Here is a 16,146-nt window from a genome sequence, read left to right on the forward strand (position 1 = left end):
TGGTCTACCACCATATCTCGACGCGGTAAAAAGTCTCCGCCAGCTTGAACCCTTTCCCTTCAGCAAATTTTTCGTATCTTTGTCTGAGGAAATCGTCCCATTCGCCAGTGAAGTGACCCACCTGGCTGTGGTGACAGTGCAAGGCTGTCATCTTTGTTTCAAAGGTGTCGGTAATATCGCTGAAGTAATTCGGTTCTTCGGCACCCCAGAAAAGAACCTCTTTAACTTTGTGAGGCTCGAGCCCTTGTTCAAGTAGGTCAGGATAAGCCCAGCGGTCTCGGGCGTAGGGGAAGAGAGCATCCAGCACAACTTGACCGGTGATGCGGTGGTCACGGTGCCAGATGTAACGTCGGTAGGGGTCGCTGGTAGCTACGATTTCTGGCCGATGGGTTCTGATTAAGCGGACAATTTCTTTCCGAAATTCTGGCGTGTCCTCCAAAGTTTGGTCTTCATGTCGCAGGAATATGACCTCCTTTACCCCGAGCAGCTTGGCGGCGGCTAGCTGTTCCTGCTCGCGAATTTCTGCCAATTTCTCAGGCTTCATCTCAGGGTCGTTGCTGCCCTTGTTGCCGTTGGTGCATACCACGTATATGACCTTTTTGCCCTCACGCGTCCATTTAGCCACAGTTCCGGCGATACCGTATTCGGCGTCGTCGGCATGAGATGAAATCACCATTGCGTAAAGATTCTTCGTCATGTTTCGAGCCTCCAGGGCAAAGGTGCTTGCATGAAATTGTATGATACTACCTGCCTTGATACAATTGCAATGCTGAGAGAATATTGTTTTCCTGTCATTGCGAGCCAAGCGTGGTAATCTCGGTGGTGGGGGAGGGGAAAGAGCTGAAGAATGGGCCATAAATTAACTGTCAGGAATTGCCATCCGCAGGACCCAAGGGATGCTGCCGCCTACGAGCAACTCAAAGAGGGTGCGGTTTTTGCTCACCTGTTGAGCCGGCCTGATTATCGTGTAGAGGAGAACCTTTTCTTCGTTGAGATGGCTGGGGTAATCGTCGGCTTTGTTAATGTCCTGCCGGAGCTTGGCATCGGGCGAGTAATCTTCGAGTGCGGTGTCAGCTCCTCATATAAGTCAGAAGTTGTACTTAAAGAGCTTTTTGACCGCGCCATGAAGCGCGCCAGAGAGTTGGGGGCAAAAGTCGCTCACGTGAGTATTCCTGCGACTCAGTCAATGCAGGCGCAACTCTTGTCAAATCTGGGATTTAAGGTAGTTCGACGCTTCTATGAGCTGAGGTTGGATGTTTTCAGTGTAAATCTCGAGGCTGTTGAACAGTCAGACATGGAATCTCGGCATCTTAAAGTCGGTGAGGAGGCGCTGTTCGCCTGGATTGAAAATCGCTGCTTTATAGACACCTGGGGTTTCAATCCGAATACTGCTGAATACATAGGCTGGGAACTAAGCACCAGAGGTGACTGCACTGACGATGTGATTTTAGCTTTAAGCGAAGGTAAGCCAATCGGCTATTGCTGGAATGAGGCAGAATGCGGTCGGGATTCAGCTACAGGCAAGAAGAAGGGGCGGATTTATATGCTGGGTGTGGACACCGACTGTCGAGGCAAAGGCCTGGGCAAAGAGCTGCTCCGGGCAGGGCTGTTACATCTTAGAGGCAAAGGTCGGGAGCTTATAGACATAACCGTAGACAGCCAGAACATTGTAGCCGTTACACTTTACCGTTCCCTGGGTTTTCAGCTATATGGAGAAACGATGTGGTATGAGAAAGTCGTACCCTAGCCCGTTTTACTACCTCAGAAGTGACAAAATGGCGCTCCATGTCATGCGTCGGATTAGCATTGCACAAAACTGACTTTTGTTTAGTGCGTAGCAATCGAGATTGTAGGTTGACAGAATCAGACCGTCGTTATAAATTAAAGGACACGAGAGCCCAGTCGCCTATTTTGTATGACTGCGAGCCAAATGGAGGCCGCATGAAGTATTATTGGTTAGTTATTGTAGTCATCCTTAGTGTGGTCTTGGTTTCAGGCTCGTGCACTGGAGTATCTGGACCAACCTCCACGCCGGCGCCCGCTACTCCAGAAGCACCTACACCTACACTTGATACCACGCCTCCACCCCCAATTGCTGGCCTTATTGCCATTGATGCCTATGATGGAAGAGTAAACCTGTGGTGGGAGAAAAGCACTGCTGAAGACTTCGACCACTACAACGTATATGCAAGCGAATCAGAGGTAAAGGATTCTGCTGGTCTTACGCCTATTCACCAGATACGAGATATCCTAGCTACCAACTATCAGGCAACCGGACTTAGAGATGGGACCAGGTATTACTTTGCGGTAACCGCGGTAGATAAAAACGGCAACGAAAACAGGCAAGTAAGTAGTCCAAGCATAACACCCATGCCGATGCCAACAGGAACCACAGATCCGGACTTGCAGGTGGATGTTTATCAGTCTGATAAAGTGTGGGCTGGCACCACTTTATTGCCAGACAACCACAATCCTCAAAAGCCAAGGATAATAGAAGTAAACATGCGAGGTGAGATAGTTTGGGAATACCTAGTTCCGCAGGACTTAAGGCAGTACACTAATCCGGGTTTTGATGTGGAATTGCTACCGAATAATAACATCTTGTTCGTATTGCCTCGTAGGGGAGTGTATGAGATTGACCGTAAGGGTAGAATTGTCTGGTCATACCTAACTAATAAAATATCCCATGATGCGGACCGTCTGCCAAATGGCAACACGATTTTTGCATTTGGTGCTTCTGATCAAAAGAATGATGCCCAGATAATCGAGGTAAATCAAAAGGGTGAGGTTGTTTGGTCTTGGTATGCCAAAGACCATTTTGACAAATCCCCGTACGCCAGTATCTATGATGAGGGCTGGACTCACACTAATGCAGTGACTAGGCTGCCTGATGGCAACACGCTAATTAGCCCGAGGAATTTCAACTTCGTTGTTGAGGTCGACCCTCAGGGCTCAGTTGTTAGTACTATTGGGGAAGGCGTTTTTGAAACTCAACACGATCCGCAAGTTCTTTCTAATGGCAATATATTGGTGGCGAATCAGGGAAGACCTCCTGCGGGATTTCATCAGGCAGTGGAAATTGATCCAAAGACAGGCAAGACTGTCTGGAAATCCCCTGGGTTTGAAAAGTGGGCGTTGCCGGTTAGAGACGCCAACAGATTGCCCAACGGCAATACCTTGATTACTGGGTCTACAAAGATAGTTGAAGTTACCCCTGATGGAAATATTGTTTGGCAACTCACGCAAAAAGGTATAACGTTCGATGTTTCCACAGAACAGGGAAGGAAAGACGCGTCAGGATTGGGATTCTACAAGGCTGATAGGATTAGCTCACAAAGGTGACCGGCAGTATACCAACACATAACACGCTAGGTGTGCCAGAGTCATTACGCACCAACTGAACAATTACTCAAAAGGTGCAATTCTGCAAGGCTTGAGGAGCGGTATAATTGTTGGGGGCAGGTCAGTATCTTACATTTTTGAATCCTCAGGTCCTGTTTAGATTATTAATAGCAAGCTTGCGATTGTGATTAGTAGCCTCTTCACGATTTGACCAGCATCCTCAGGCCAAGTACACCCAAGATAATCCCAATCACTCTACACACTGGGGAAGAAAGCAGCATCACCGACAACCATTCAAGCTCTATTGTGGGCAAATTCCAACCGGCTAATGAAGCCCATATCAGTACCGCTATAGCTAGGTCACTTATCGCTCCTAAGCTAGAAACACATAGCGCCCCTACTAGCCATTTTTTGCCTTTGTTCATCCCCATAATGGTGATAGCCTCTTCACGATTTAACCAGCATTTTCATTCCAACCGCAGCCAGAACAATCCCAGCTACTGTACATACCGCGGAACAAACAAAAGCCATCGCTACCCACACCCATGTTGAAACTAAGGCAAAGCCGGTTAGGTAAATATGCAATACAAAGAATATGATAGAACCCAAACTAATTATCAACCCCAGACCAAGAACGTATAGCGCTCCTATTAGCAATTTTATACTTCTGTTCATACGTTCAATAATAACCGTGTCTATCAAATTAAGTCAAAAGTCCGCCTTAAATCTAATCACAGCTTGATGTTTACATTCCCACAAGCATTAGCGCTGATTCTAACTCGTCCTTGCTCACCAATTGCCAAAAAGGCTACTAACAACCTCTCAGAAAGACAGAAAGATTAGGCGTGCTTTACAATTTTAGCGTTTTGTTGGATCACACAATTGTCCATTCTGTTACCACTGGTCAAAGCTCATAGCTCTATCCTGGGAAGAGGTGGATGAGTCGCTTTCCAATTCTCAAACCAGGCTTGGTCCATCCTAATGCAGTTGATAATCCGAGTACGGCTCTGAGTGAAGAAGCTATATACTTTTTGGTTCTCTCTATGAACCTTGTGAATTAACTCTGTCAGCTCGCTATGTTGTAGGCCACCTCGCTTCCACTGCTGGAATGCGTCATAGAGAGGATCCAGGATAGAATGCATCTGCATATCGTAGTAGGCATCGATCAACGCTTGCTGATATTCCCGTAATGCTCTTTTCTGTTGCCTCATCATTGCCCCTTTCCAATACGATTTATTGCCAAAGTCGCCTCATAACTCTATTTTAATACCTTATTAGGTGCACATTAAAGATGCACAGAACCGACTGCTGGAGCGAGTATTGAATAAGACGGAATAACCTGATATTCTAACTGATGCTTTGCCAAGTATACGGTCATTGACAATAGCTTGGCAATAGAAGAATGAGTTCATGCTGAAACTATATCGAGTGGCGCCACATGAGTGGGAGTTTGTCTACCCAGATATACATGACGATTTGATGGACGAGTTCTACAGGGGATGTGAGTCATACGAGAATGGCAGTCTCGACCAAGCTGAGAAAGTCTTCCAAACCGTACTTGCTCAGATGCCTGACCATTTAGATGCGATTCATCATTTAGCCCTAGTTCTATCAGAACGAAATCTAATCGATGAAGCTAACAAGCTTTGGGATCAGGCTGTTCGTATTGGTCGCAAGGCATTCCCCAAAGACTTCAAGGCAGGCAAAGATCGCCTCGAATGGGGATGGCTGGAAAACAGACCATTTTTGCGATGCCTCCATGGATTGGCTTTGGCCAGATACTATGAGGGGGAAACGGAAGAGGCTGTGAGATTATTTCGAGAATTGCTATCCTTGAATCCCAATGATAATCAAGGGGTTCGAGCCATGGCCGAAGAGGCATTGTTCAAGCTGGGCAGATTTCAAGATGCCCTCAAAGTTACCAAGCAGTACCCAGATGATGTAATGCCTGAGACCCTCTATGGACGAGCGCTGGCTCTTTTTAAGCTGGGACGCCAGCCAGAAGCAACTGCAGCACTTCGTGAGGCTATTGAGTATCTACCGTTGGTGGGAATGGAACTCTTGAAGACCAAGCATCACTTACCTAAATCAGCAAGGCCTGGTGAAGTCACTGTGGGAGGTGCTGATGAGGCTTACTATTATTGGGAGCACTGGGGGCAATTCTGGAAAGAAGATACCGCATCTCTCGAGTGGTTGAGAGAAGTGGTTGGACAGGTTGGAAAGCCCCATCGGGCTAAAGGCCGATAGCATCATTGGTGACTGCAGCAGTGATTTTGTCTGAGTACTGAACGATTGCCTGTTTTGTTTAATCGCCTAGCAGCCTGTCGTATTCCTGTAGTATCCTGTCGGCGATGGTTGCCCAGCTGAATTCGGTCATCTTGTTTCGCCTTGTTGTGACATGCTGGTCTTTGTCTTCTTGCCGGCAAAGCAGCGCTGATATTTCGTTGGCCAGATTGTGGGGGGAGTTATCTTTGACTATGCGCCCCATTTCGCCGTGGCGGATGATATGTCTCATACCACCTATATTGTTGGCTACTATGGGCGTGCCACAGGCAAGCGATTCCATGGCGACCATGCCGAAGCTTTCATAGTAGGAAGGTATGGCGCAGATGTCGGCAGCGCTGTAGAAAAGCGGCAGCTTGTCTTGAGCTACAGAGCCGACAAAGCTAACCCGGTCTTGGATGTGCAGGTCTTTTGCAGCCTGCTGCAGCAACTGCACCTGCCCCTGACTGTGCTCATCGCCACCAACTATCATCAGCAACGGAGGCTTCTCGCCTTCTATGTAAGTCAATGCTGCTAATAGCTGTTCCAGTCCTTTCAGAGGGTCTATTCTGCCGACAAAGAGTATGACCTTTTGATGGTCTAAGCCCAGTTCCTTCCGGGCTGTCTCCTTATCTACAGGCTTGAACAGGTCCAAATTGACGCCGCAGGGGATGATGGCAATCTTTTCGGGAGAAGCGCCATAATGCTTTATAAGCTCTTCCTTTTCTTTTGCCGTGGAGGCGATAATGCGGTGGCAGCTACCTATCACCTCTCGCTCGCTTTCTATCCGCAGTTCGGGCTCATGTTCGCCGATGCCGATGCTGTTCTTGACGGCACCAAGTGTGTGGAACATCACGGCATGAGGGACATGCCACAGGGCTTGTAATTGTTTGCCTATCAGACCTGATAGCCAGTAGTGGCTGTGTATCAGGTCATATTCCATCTGGTTATACTTTCTGAAATCTTCCGCGCCGTAGGCAAGCCTTTGAATATGATCATAGATGGCTAATTTAGGCATGTCTTCGTTAACGCCGGTTTCAAGATGGATAATCCTGACGTTTTGCCCCAGGTTTATTGGCGGACCATGCTGTGGTTGATGAGCCATGGTATATATGTCTATGGTATGTCCTCTTTTAGCCAGCTCTCGCGCCATCTCTCGAATGTAAACGTTCATCCCGCCGGTATCCCTGCCTCCCAGCACGCCCAGAGGACAGCTATGAATGCTAATCATGGCTATGTTGAGTCGTTCTATCATGCCATCGTTCCTATGCTGCATAACTCAATGAGCACTTGTATAGTGACAGCTCCTGTCCACCGAGATGATATTTGTAGGCTTCGCCGCCTTTCAGGAAGTCAAAGCGTTTTTTGTTCCTCTCGATGCTGTCCTTGATACACAGTGCCTTTGAAATCACTCCCACACTCAACCATCCATAGTCCGGCTCATAGCCGCTGTTGTACAGGTATACCGTATCCTTATAGTCAAAGCACATGGTAGCGGCTACGGGTTTTTTATCGAGCTCCAGCATATTTAACCTTAGCAATCCCTGCCCTGCCATGGCATTTGCCACCGCCCTGAAGAACGAATCCATTTCGGGAGTCAAGAAAACTGCTTTATCCTGGCGGCTATCTCGAAACAGCCGCAGAAAGATGTCAATATCATGTCGATTGGCATCTGTGCTGTGACGGTAGTTCAGTTCGCCTTCTTCGTCAAGTCTCCTGAGCTTACGCTTCAACTCGTGACGCTGTTTGCCTGAGAGCAATTGGAGATAGTCCTCCCAGGTGGCGGGCAAATCGAGTTCCACAGAAACATCTGCTTGGGAGCATGAGACCTGCCATGCTTGCCTTGGGGCAACTTTTACCAGACTTTTGATTACCGTGGAATCAGGCCTCAAAGGTGCCAGGTCTAAGCGGACAATTCCTTTGGCTTTCAGTGTATCCAGTAGCTCGCCAAAGAAGCTCTCCTCTTTGCTGGGCTTCACAACGAAGTCCAGATAATCGCAGACGTCGCTGCTGCCGATAAAGGAAGCGATATAGCCATTTACGAGAAGCGGGGCGATTCCTGTGACTTTTCCCTGTTGTCTGACGGCGCCCAGATATAGATTAGCGCCAGAGCCGAACTGCTGCCACCAGGTTTTTGACCATTCAGGTGATGAGAAAAATGAGCCGGCTGGCGATTCGTCTTGAAGCTTTTTCCAGTCGGAGTATATGGAGTCAAAGCTCTCCAAATTGAATTGAAAGCTCATAAGCCTAAACCTGCTTATTATAGCCTGAGTAAATACAATTATGCCAATGTGCGAGTCTAAGACTCTGGCGTCATCGCGAGGAGCGTTAGCGACGTGGCGATCTCGGCTAAAGGTGGGCGTGGTCATTAGACAGAGATTGCCACGCTTCGCTCGCAATGACAGGAGTGAATGTAGGGACAGGTCTTTAGACCTGTCCGATGTGGAAAGGCGGACAGACCTGAAGGTCTGTCCCTACGACATGTATAGTATGCTTTGGACACAACACACTATTTTGTTGAAGGCGAGCTAAAGAATGTGCTAGATTAGGCGGGTTGCCCGCAGAAATAAAGGAGGATGCCAAAAATGACAAACAAGCAATTTCCGAAGCTTTTTGAGCCCGGCCGGATAGGGAGACTGGAGCTTAAGAACCGGCTGGTCATGCCGCCGATGGCGACGAATTATGCCTCAAAAGACGGGTCGGTGGCACAGCGGCAAATAGACTACTATGAGGAAAGGGCTAAGGGTGGTGTTGGTCTCGTCATCGTGGAGATTACCTGCGTGGATTCTCCGGTGGGCAAAGGTACGGTGAGGCAGATATGTATTGACGACGACCGGTTTATTCCCGACCTGAGCAGGTTGGCGGCAGCTATAAAGCAGCATGGAGCTAAGGCAGCGATACAAATCCATCATGCCGGGCGGCAGACCTCAGCCCGGTTCACTGGCCATCAGCCGGTAGCTCCATCGCCCATATCGGTGCCGGGAAGCGAACAGCCCCGAGAGCTGACATCAGAAGAGATAGCAGCGCTGGTGGCTAAATTCGCTGAGGCGGCGGAGCGGGCTAAGAAGGCAGGTTTCGATGGCGTTGAGATTCACGGTGCTCATGGTTATCTCATATCCGAGTTTCTGTCCCCACTATCCAATCACCGACAGGATGCTTATGGTGGCAGTATCGAAAACAGGGCTAGATTCCTGCTGGAGGTGATAGAGGCTATCAGGGAAAGAGTTGGCAGGGACTATCCCGTCTGGTGCCGCCTCAGCGCCATGGAAATAGGTGCGGAGGGGGGAATCACACTGGAAGAGACGCAGGTAGTAGCTCAACTGGCGGAGAAAGCTGGCGTTGATGCTATTCACGTATCGGCGCATACGGTTGGGCCGGCTCGGCGTCCGCCGCTGGCCCAGCCACCCTGTAGCTTCGTGCCGCTGGCTGAAGGCGTAAAGAAGGTTGTTTCAATCCCCGTCATCACTGTGGGCCGGATTCCACCTGAACTCGGTGAAGACGTTCTTGGTGATGGCAAGGCGGACTTTATCTCCATAGGCCGGCCGCTCCTGGCTGACCCTCACCTGCTGCAGAAGGTAGCGATGGGCAGAACGGAAGACATCCGGCCTTGTCTATATTGTCTGACCTGCCTTGACAGCATGAATTGGCGTAAGGAAGGTGTTTGCTGCGTGGTTAATCCGACTCTGGGCAGGGAACGGGAGTATGAGCTTAAGCCGACGGGAAGCCCTAAGAAGGTGGTTGTGGTGGGTGGTGGTCCAGGCGGGATGGAAGCAGCCAGAGTAGCTGCGTTAAGAGAGCATAAGGTGGCCTTATTCGATGAGGCTGATGAGTTAGGTGGTCAACTGTTGCTGGCGGCAAAGCCACCGTTCAAAGACACGATTGAAACGTTTCGAAAGTATCTGGTAGGGCAGATGACCAAGCTGGGCGTTGAGCTGCGGCTGCGGCAAAGGTTTAATGCGGACATGCTGAATGAGCTAAAGCCAGATGCTGTGGTACTGGCCACTGGTGTCAAACCGTTTATTCCACAGATACCCGGCATACAGAGCAAGAAAGTTATCCAGGCAAACGAAGTCCTTGCTGGCGCTGAGACTGGAGAGCGGGTGGCGGTGATAGGCGGTGAGCTGGTGGGCTGCGAGACGGCGTTGTATCTGGTTGAGCGGGGCAAGAAGGTCACCATCATGAGGCGAGGCCCAGAGCTAGCTACCAAGGTGCACCAGTTTATCAGGGAGCCTTTACTAGGCAGGCTAAAGTATAGAGGAGTTTCCATGCTAACCGGGGTTGAGTATGAGGAAATCACCGAAGCTGGCGTTGCTATCAGAACTGGCGCGGGTGAGAGAAAGGTAGTCGAAGCGGATACCGTGGTGCTGGCGGCAGGTGCCGTGCCTGACACCGAGCTCCTGTCTGTTTTGCAGGGTAGGGTTGCACAGGTCTTTTCGGTAGGTGACTGTGTCGAGCCGCGCGGCATAAGAGAGGCTGTGGAGGAAGGCTACCGTGCCGGGCTCGACATACGCTAAGAAATCCCAAGCACTAAGCACCAAATCCTAAACAATATCAAAATTCGAATTAACTAAATTCGAAACAGCCGATGTTTTGGTCATTCCACTTCGTGTCATTCTGAAGGAGCGGAGCGACTGAATAATCTCGGTAGGGAGGATACGATGAGATTCTTCGCTGCGCTCGGAATGACAGTGAGGGTTTCTCCTCTCCGAATTCGAAACGGCCGATGTTGTGGTAATTGGTATTAGTGGTTTTGAATTTGTTTGGAGTTTGGAATTTAGGATTTAGTATTTTGGCGGGCGAGGTTTCTGAGGAATTCGGCGCGGCGGGTCAAGGCTGCCAGAGACTTTACGGCGTTATCCGGCATGGTATAGGCTGGTATGCCTCGCCTAGTTGCCAGGAACATACCTTGACGCTGGTCAATGGAGTTGCCGGGAACGACGATTATCGGCTTCTTGGTCTGGTCACGGATGCTCTCCAGGCGTGACAGGAACCACTCATCATGTATAAAGGCATAGCAGATAGTCAGGCAGGAGTCCACTGCCGGAGCCATTATCTCCAGGCAGGTGGCGTAAATTGAAGATGCCTCGCTAAAGGGAGCCCACACCAGGTCTACGGGGTTTTTTAGGCTTGGGGAGGGTGGTATCTTGCCCTTGAGAAATTCGCGAAGCTTTTGCTGAACATCTTCGGGAAGAGGCGAGACATTGAGTCCTGCCTTGGCACAAGCATCTCCGCTGGCCACGGCGCCACCTCCGGCCTCAATCAGCAGGCCTACCTCCTTCCCTGTGGGCAGATAAGGGCAGCTGAAGGCCACGGCCAGGTCCATGAGTTCTTCCAGGCTCTGTGCCGAGACTATGCCTTTCTGCCGGCTGGCGGCCTCGAACAAGGCGTAATTACCGGCCAGAGAGCCGGTGTGGGAAGCAGCCGCCTTAGCGCCTAACTCTGAGCTGCCGCCCTTCCATATGATAATCGGTTTCTTAGGTGAGATTTCCCCTGCAAGCTTGAGGAAGCGTCCCGGTTGCTTTATGCCCTCAATGTAGGCGGCGAAGACCATAGTCTCTGGGTCGTTACCGAAATGCTCTAGGAAGTCCTCGATGTTAAGGTCGCTCTGGTTGCCGATGCTTATGATGCCGCTGAAGCGAAGTCCCCGCTCGCTGCCGAGGCGTGTCATATTCTCGCTTGCCCAGCCGCTCTGCCCGACGAAAGCCACGCCGCCAGGCTCCATGGGCACTGTGGCGTATGGTACGATGGTGTTGACGTTGCCCCGTGGCGAGAATATTCCCATGCAGTTGGGCCCGACTATTCTGACACCACCCCTGCGGGCAGCTTCTACCATCTGCCGTTCCAGTTCCTTGCCCTCAGCTCCCAGTTCGCTGAAGCCAACACTGTGGACGACGGCGAACTTGACACCTTTTTGAGCGCATTCTGTTATTGCTTGGGGTATACCCTGGGCAGGTATAGCCATTACCGCTAGGTCTATTTCTCCGGGGATATCAAGAACGCTGGGGTAGCTTTTAAGGGACATGATTTCCGATTCCTTGCGGTTTATGGGATAGATTATCCCCTTGTAGCCGTTCTTCAGCAGGCTGGAAATGAACATTCCGCCTGATTTCCATTCGTCCTGTGAGGCACCGACTATAGCTACGGATTTGGGCTGGAAAAGGCTTTTCAGGTCAGGGGCAATAGTTTTAGATGTCATCAGTTTTGTTAGCTTCGGACAGGTCTAAAGACCTGTCCCTACATCTTTTTTCTCTGTCATTGCGAGCGAAGCGTGGCAATCTCTGGGGCTGTTCCAGGGCTTATGCCCTTCACAATGACGTATAGACACATCTCCCTACACTCATTGGTGATACACACCAAACATGTAGCCCCGAGGCTTTAGCCTCGGGGGCCCGACCCTAAAGGGTCTGGGCTACATCTGTTTCCGATACATTTGCTTGGGCAGCGGTTGAAATTATATAACAGTAGCTCGGCAATGGAAAGATTAGGTAATAATCGAGCTCATTTTGGGGTTCGACATATTTTGAGGTGTGGCTAGTGCAGCGCGGTCTCTTATTCTGGGGCCTCTCATTAAGCCTGCAGGTTCTAGTTTTGAGTAGGATATACGAGCGGATTGCCCCTGTACCCTTTCGCGCAGGGCTTTCACGAGTTGAGGGTTATCCTGCAATTTGGCGATACTCGGATAAGCTCTAGGTAGTTGCCCATGTCTTCTTGGAGACAATTGATAGTTTATGGCCGTACCACGTACCATATTAACCCTGTAGCTGTAGTGGTCCTCGAAAGTATTTGTTAAGCGACGAAAGTTAGTAGGCCGCTGCGGTTTTGCGTTCTTTCTGGCATAGCTCAGTAGCCCAACGCCTATGACGGTGGTAACGGGCTCAGGCATGAAAATTAAAGCCAGGGCTATAGATTGTAGCCCTGCGTAGTATGTAGATTTCATGTTAACCTAGTTTTAGATATTTAAACCTATCTGTTTGTCTTTGTCAAACTCGCTCTTTAGCATACTGTTGTGCAACAATTTTTTCAATGCAGTGGCGAACCTTTAGGGTCGCATGGTCGAGGTTGAGAGCGAGGCTAAAGCCTCGCTACTACGCTTATTTCATTTTCTTCTGGAGCCAGGCGATTCGGTCTCTCACCGCTTTAACCGCTTCAGCATGATTGGTGCAGCGAGTCAAGTCGTTGGCCAGCTTGTCATCGCCGAATACGTCACGAACCCAGGTACTGAAGTCATTCTTAAGTGGAGTCACATGATGGCGATATGAATCTTCAGTCATATTAGCCAAGCACTCAGCTAATTGGTGTAAATTCTTTACAACACAGCCGTCATGGCAAAAGAAGCACTTGTCTCCGCTTGCGTCAGCCAAGACCCTAGCTGCATCCTGTTTTGTTTTCACAGCCACTGCCGTTGCCCCCCTTTCTTTGTGATTTCTGCCCCTTGACCTCAAAGCTGTTCTCTAGCTATAATCAAGGTGATTTTTGAATAATGAAACTTAATAGATGAATTGTGTTCAGCGCAATGTGAATGCGTTAGCAATCTAACTTAAGCTAGCATAATCTCTCTAGTTTTGTCAAAAACTCGCAGGAAATCGGTCAAATGGCCAAGTGGACTTTTATCACCAATCATGGTTTGGTTCTAGGCTATATTTCTCGAAAAAGGGTGGACAGGCAAAACAAATATCATATTAACGCCAATCTGCTCCTGCGTCATCCCATCAATGGCGACGTGTTGGTAGGGGATTTGCTCCAGCTATCGGCCTGAAAAAGTATTGCCCCCGCCAAAGAGCAAATGAAACTGCCTATAAGCATCCCCTGAACCACCACGGATAAATACCAAGGTAATGGAATCTCTAATTGAGCGAGCTGCCAGAGACCTGTTCAAAAGCAATTATGCTATTGCTTTAACTGGTGCTGGCATGTCAACCGAATCTGGTATACCGGATTTCCGCGGGCCAGATGGCATTTGGACCAAAGACCCCGAAGCGGAAAAAAGAGCTTATCAGACCTATGACAAGTTCCTCAGAAACCCTAAAGAATATTGGGAAGATATACTGGGCGGGCGAACCTTGCTTAGCAACCTTAAGGATGCCGAGCCGAACCCTGGTCATTATGCCCTTGTCGAACTGGAGGCAATTGGTATTCTGAAATCCGTGCTTACCCAGAACATTGACGGCTTGCATGAGAAAGCAGGCAGCAAGCGGGTTCTGGAATATCACGGCAGCGTTTTGAAACTTAGGTGCCTTTCCTGTGGCTCAAGATTTAAGCGTAACGAGTATGACCTGGAGGGACTGGCACAGGCCGGGGAATTGCCACCGCGATGTAACAAATGCAGCAGCCCGATAAAAGGTGATGTCGTTCACTTCAATGAGCCGATACCTTCAGACGTTGCCCACGAAAGCCTTGAAGAAGCCTGGAAATGCGACTTAATGCTAATCTGCGGGACTTCAGCGGTTGTCTATCCTTTTGCTCAGTTGCCTCGTATAGCCCGGCAGCGGCAGGTTGAACAAGAACGGAAGGCGGAATCAGGCCTCTATTTTGTGAAAAGCGAGTCGGCAACAACGATAATCGAAGTCAACGCCGAACCTACCCCGCTGACAGTCGAAGGGATTTCCGATTATTTAATTCAAGGCCGCACCGCTGAGATTCTACCCAAGCTTGTTGAGGCTGTGAAAAAACTGTCCCGGTGAGCTGTTACAGTACCAGTAAGAAAGATTTATTAACCGCGGCAATGTTAGTCAGAAGGTAGAAGACGGTACTGAACAATACGACGAAATGTTCAATACCAGGCTTTCCCGGAATGGCAAAGGTGTTTGGGTTTCGGACTGCGTACAAAAATTTATGACGGACATATCTTCTGACAACCGGGCGTGTTTTTGGCTCTGGCCAAAAAGAAAAGCCCCTCCCTGTTGTGGTGGGGAGGGGCTGATGAGACGGTAGACTAACTATTTCTTGACTGCCACGGCGGGTGTTTTGCTTGGCTTTGCCCTCTGCTTGCTTAGGGCCTCGCGGTCACCGCCGCTCATGCCAGCGATATGCTTCACCAGCTTTTTCCTGGACTCGATGTCATACTGGGTAGTTATGGCAATTTGCTCCATGATTGGTGAGCCGCCGCCATGGTAGCTACCCACATTGTGTATGCCGCCGGTCGCTGAGCATAGGACGTCGCCCAAGTATCGCCAGAACTGGGCCTGATCCTCTACTGGCATGTCCTTATTCCGCTTGGTATATTTCAGGAGCAGGTCTCTGGTCTCTGGATTCACGAAATCGTTCTCGTGGGGGAAGGTGGCTACTACACCGCCAGCGATGTCGCACAGAATCTCTGCTTCACGCCACACTGCCTCGCCTGTCAGGCAGCGTCCCACGTTGCAGTAAATTGAATTAGGGATGTAGGAGCCGGGGCCATAAGGTACGAATCCCACGCCCGGTATATAGACCTCCGGCTTTCCAAGGTCAGAAGCCGTGTATCCGGCGGCATAACCCAACTCGGTGGTCATTATGATCTCGGATAGCTTCTCCCGGACATGGGGCGTCTTATAAACGTTATTCACATCAGCGGCAAGGGCTGCGGTCCCTAATAGGATGTCGCCGATGGCCGGCTTACAGCCCGAATAGGAGTGGCGGTGGAACAAGGCGAAGAGCAGGGCGAGCACGCCGCCATGCTGCGATTCACCAGCGAGGAAGACCCTTTCCCAAGGCACAAAGCAGTCATCGAAGATCATGTAGGAATCTGTGGCCCCTGGCAAGAACCCGCGCTTGAAATGCTCCCTGGGTCTGAGGTTGTGGATGGTGACTACTTGCTTCAGCCCATCCCAGTCGCCCGGAATGGCGAAGGCAACGGCATAGTCTTTATCCTCTGGGCGCAAAGCTCGGGTGGGCACCACTAGTATCTCGTCGGCCACTGAGGCCTCGGAGATGTGCAGCTTGCAGCCGCTGACCACGATGCCATCGCCACGCCTCTCCTTGATCCGTACGTAGGCATCGGGGTTCGGCTGGTCGGCAGGTCTCAGCATCCTATCGCCCTTGACATCCGTCTGAGCGCAGCAGCCCACCAAGTCCTCGGTTTGGAAACGGGTGAGCCACTTCTTAAAGTTCTCATGGTATTGAGTGGCACCTTTGTTCACCTTGTCTGCTTCGTAGGACACGTTGTAGACGGCGTTAGTGGCGTCGATGCCCATGCACCGCTGGATGCAGCCGCCCACCTTCTGGCAGAGCATGCGGGTCATGTCCTGCTTATTATGCAGGTCGTCGGTGTTCTGATGGATATGGGTGAAGCGGCTTATCCTCTCACCGGTGAGATGAGAGATGGCTGTGCACAGGTCTTGGTTCTCCGGCTTGGCTGCTTCATCGAACGTGGTGCCGATGGTGTTTAGACAGTCCATCTGGCGCTCGTCTGTGCGGTCGATCAGCTCGCCGTCGAAATAGATGTTCCGCTTCATCTTGGCCAGGCCTTGAATATACTGCTCCTTTGTCCTCATTTTATCCTCCTTACTTAATGAATATCCCCATATTCAGGTTAGTAACTGGTGACTATAATGCTACCACTTTACG

General features: G+C 50.1%; 14 protein-coding genes. 5 read left to right on the forward strand and 9 right to left on the reverse strand.

Annotated features, from left to right (window positions below; genetic code table 11):
- Positions 1-4: 4 nt before the first annotated feature.
- A complete protein-coding gene (locus FJ023_02035) occupies positions 5-697 on the reverse strand; it encodes a PIG-L family deacetylase (protein MBM4446118.1) in 693 nt (230 codons plus the stop codon).
- Between the two features lie 150 nt (positions 698-847).
- Between FJ023_02035 and FJ023_02040 the strand changes: the two genes are divergently transcribed.
- The gene (locus FJ023_02040; GenBank protein MBM4446119.1) at positions 848-1,747 is read left to right on the forward strand and encodes a GNAT family N-acetyltransferase; all 900 of its coding nucleotides are present in this window, start codon (positions 848-850) and stop codon (positions 1,745-1,747) included.
- A gap of 38 nt (positions 1,748-1,785) precedes the next feature.
- On the forward strand, positions 1,786-3,342 hold the full coding sequence (locus FJ023_02045; GenBank protein MBM4446120.1) for a hypothetical protein: 1,557 nt from the start codon (positions 1,786-1,788) through the stop codon (positions 3,340-3,342).
- Positions 3,343-3,542: 200 nt separating this feature from the next.
- On the opposite strand, the gene FJ023_02050 is transcribed toward FJ023_02045, so the two are convergent.
- Positions 3,543-3,773 carry a hypothetical protein gene (locus FJ023_02050; protein ID MBM4446121.1) on the reverse strand — a complete coding sequence of 77 codons (231 nt, stop codon included), beginning with the start codon at positions 3,771-3,773 and terminating at the stop codon, positions 3,543-3,545.
- 480 nt (positions 3,774-4,253) lie between these two features.
- Positions 4,254-4,553, reverse strand: a complete 300-nt coding sequence (locus FJ023_02055; GenBank protein ID MBM4446122.1) for a hypothetical protein — start codon at positions 4,551-4,553, stop codon at positions 4,254-4,256.
- 199 nt (positions 4,554-4,752) lie between these two features.
- Here FJ023_02055 and FJ023_02060 point away from each other — a divergent pair, with 199 nt between their 5' ends.
- On the forward strand, positions 4,753-5,589 hold the full coding sequence (locus FJ023_02060; protein ID MBM4446123.1) for a tetratricopeptide repeat protein: 837 nt from the start codon (positions 4,753-4,755) through the stop codon (positions 5,587-5,589).
- A 58-nt stretch (positions 5,590-5,647) separates the two neighbouring features.
- Here FJ023_02060 and FJ023_02065 read toward each other — a convergent pair whose 3' ends face one another.
- Together FJ023_02065 and FJ023_02070 are read right to left on the reverse strand one after the other, a co-directional pair.
- Positions 5,648-6,880 carry a glycosyltransferase family 1 protein gene (locus tag FJ023_02065; GenBank protein ID MBM4446124.1) on the reverse strand — a complete coding sequence of 411 codons (1,233 nt, stop codon included), beginning with the start codon at positions 6,878-6,880 and terminating at the stop codon, positions 5,648-5,650.
- A complete protein-coding gene (locus tag FJ023_02070; GenBank protein MBM4446125.1) occupies positions 6,870-7,973 on the reverse strand; it encodes a GNAT family N-acetyltransferase in 1,104 nt (367 codons plus the stop codon). The genes FJ023_02065 and FJ023_02070 overlap by 11 nt, the downstream gene beginning before the upstream one ends.
- A 207-nt stretch (positions 7,974-8,180) precedes the next feature.
- On the opposite strand from FJ023_02070, the gene FJ023_02075 reads away from it, so the two are divergent.
- Positions 8,181-10,118 carry an FAD-dependent oxidoreductase gene (locus FJ023_02075; GenBank protein ID MBM4446126.1) on the forward strand — a complete coding sequence of 646 codons (1,938 nt, stop codon included), beginning with the start codon at positions 8,181-8,183 and terminating at the stop codon, positions 10,116-10,118.
- 260 nt (positions 10,119-10,378) lie between these two features.
- Here FJ023_02075 and FJ023_02080 read toward each other — a convergent pair whose 3' ends face one another.
- The 3 genes from FJ023_02080 to FJ023_02090 all read right to left on the reverse strand — a co-directional run bounded on the left by FJ023_02080 (position 10,379) and on the right by FJ023_02090 (position 13,001).
- Positions 10,379-11,800: a hypothetical protein gene (locus FJ023_02080; GenBank protein ID MBM4446127.1), complete on the reverse strand. Its 1,422-nt coding sequence runs from the start codon at positions 11,798-11,800 to the stop codon at positions 10,379-10,381.
- Between the two features lie 285 nt (positions 11,801-12,085).
- The gene (locus FJ023_02085) at positions 12,086-12,541 is read right to left on the reverse strand and encodes a hypothetical protein (protein ID MBM4446128.1); all 456 of its coding nucleotides are present in this window, start codon (positions 12,539-12,541) and stop codon (positions 12,086-12,088) included.
- A 154-nt stretch (positions 12,542-12,695) separates the two neighbouring features.
- Positions 12,696-13,001 carry a hypothetical protein gene (locus tag FJ023_02090; protein MBM4446129.1) on the reverse strand — a complete coding sequence of 102 codons (306 nt, stop codon included), beginning with the start codon at positions 12,999-13,001 and terminating at the stop codon, positions 12,696-12,698.
- 438 nt (positions 13,002-13,439) lie between these two features.
- On the opposite strand from FJ023_02090, the gene FJ023_02095 reads away from it, so the two are divergent.
- Positions 13,440-14,285 (forward strand): NAD-dependent deacylase, encoded by an 846-nt coding sequence (locus tag FJ023_02095; protein ID MBM4446130.1) that lies wholly within the window; start codon positions 13,440-13,442, stop codon positions 14,283-14,285.
- A 255-nt stretch (positions 14,286-14,540) separates the two neighbouring features.
- Here the strand turns inward: FJ023_02095 and FJ023_02100 are convergent, their stop codons facing one another.
- The gene (locus FJ023_02100; GenBank protein ID MBM4446131.1) at positions 14,541-16,073 is read right to left on the reverse strand and encodes an aromatic ring hydroxylase; all 1,533 of its coding nucleotides are present in this window, start codon (positions 16,071-16,073) and stop codon (positions 14,541-14,543) included.
- Positions 16,074-16,146: the final 73 nt, after the last annotated feature.

Source organism: Chloroflexota bacterium, assembly GCA_016875875.1.
Classification (GTDB): Bacteria; Chloroflexota; Dehalococcoidia; order GIF9; family UBA5629; genus 9FT-COMBO-48-23.

Excerpts from the sequence above, each read along its gene's own strand:
- FJ023_02035 (MBM4446118.1), bottom strand. The coding sequence starts at position 697 with ATGACGAAGAATCTTTACGCAATGGTGATTTCATCTCATGCCGACGAC.
- FJ023_02040 (MBM4446119.1), top strand. The coding sequence starts at position 848 with ATGGGCCATAAATTAACTGTCAGGAATTGCCATCCGCAGGACCCAAGG.
- FJ023_02045 (MBM4446120.1), top strand. The coding sequence starts at position 1,786 with ATGTCATGCGTCGGATTAGCATTGCACAAAACTGACTTTTGTTTAGTG.
- FJ023_02050 (MBM4446121.1), bottom strand. The coding sequence starts at position 3,773 with ATGGGGATGAACAAAGGCAAAAAATGGCTAGTAGGGGCGCTATGTGTT.
- FJ023_02055 (MBM4446122.1), bottom strand. The coding sequence starts at position 4,553 with ATGAGGCAACAGAAAAGAGCATTACGGGAATATCAGCAAGCGTTGATC.
- FJ023_02060 (MBM4446123.1), top strand. The coding sequence starts at position 4,753 with ATGCTGAAACTATATCGAGTGGCGCCACATGAGTGGGAGTTTGTCTAC.
- FJ023_02065 (MBM4446124.1), bottom strand. The coding sequence starts at position 6,880 with ATGCAGCATAGGAACGATGGCATGATAGAACGACTCAACATAGCCATG.
- FJ023_02070 (MBM4446125.1), bottom strand. The coding sequence starts at position 7,973 with ATGACCACGCCCACCTTTAGCCGAGATCGCCACGTCGCTAACGCTCCT.
- FJ023_02075 (MBM4446126.1), top strand. The coding sequence starts at position 8,181 with ATGCCAAAAATGACAAACAAGCAATTTCCGAAGCTTTTTGAGCCCGGC.
- FJ023_02080 (MBM4446127.1), bottom strand. The coding sequence starts at position 11,800 with ATGACATCTAAAACTATTGCCCCTGACCTGAAAAGCCTTTTCCAGCCC.
- FJ023_02085 (MBM4446128.1), bottom strand. The coding sequence starts at position 12,541 with ATGAAATCTACATACTACGCAGGGCTACAATCTATAGCCCTGGCTTTA.
- FJ023_02095 (MBM4446130.1), top strand. The coding sequence starts at position 13,440 with ATGGAATCTCTAATTGAGCGAGCTGCCAGAGACCTGTTCAAAAGCAAT.
- FJ023_02100 (MBM4446131.1), bottom strand. The coding sequence starts at position 16,073 with ATGAGGACAAAGGAGCAGTATATTCAAGGCCTGGCCAAGATGAAGCGG.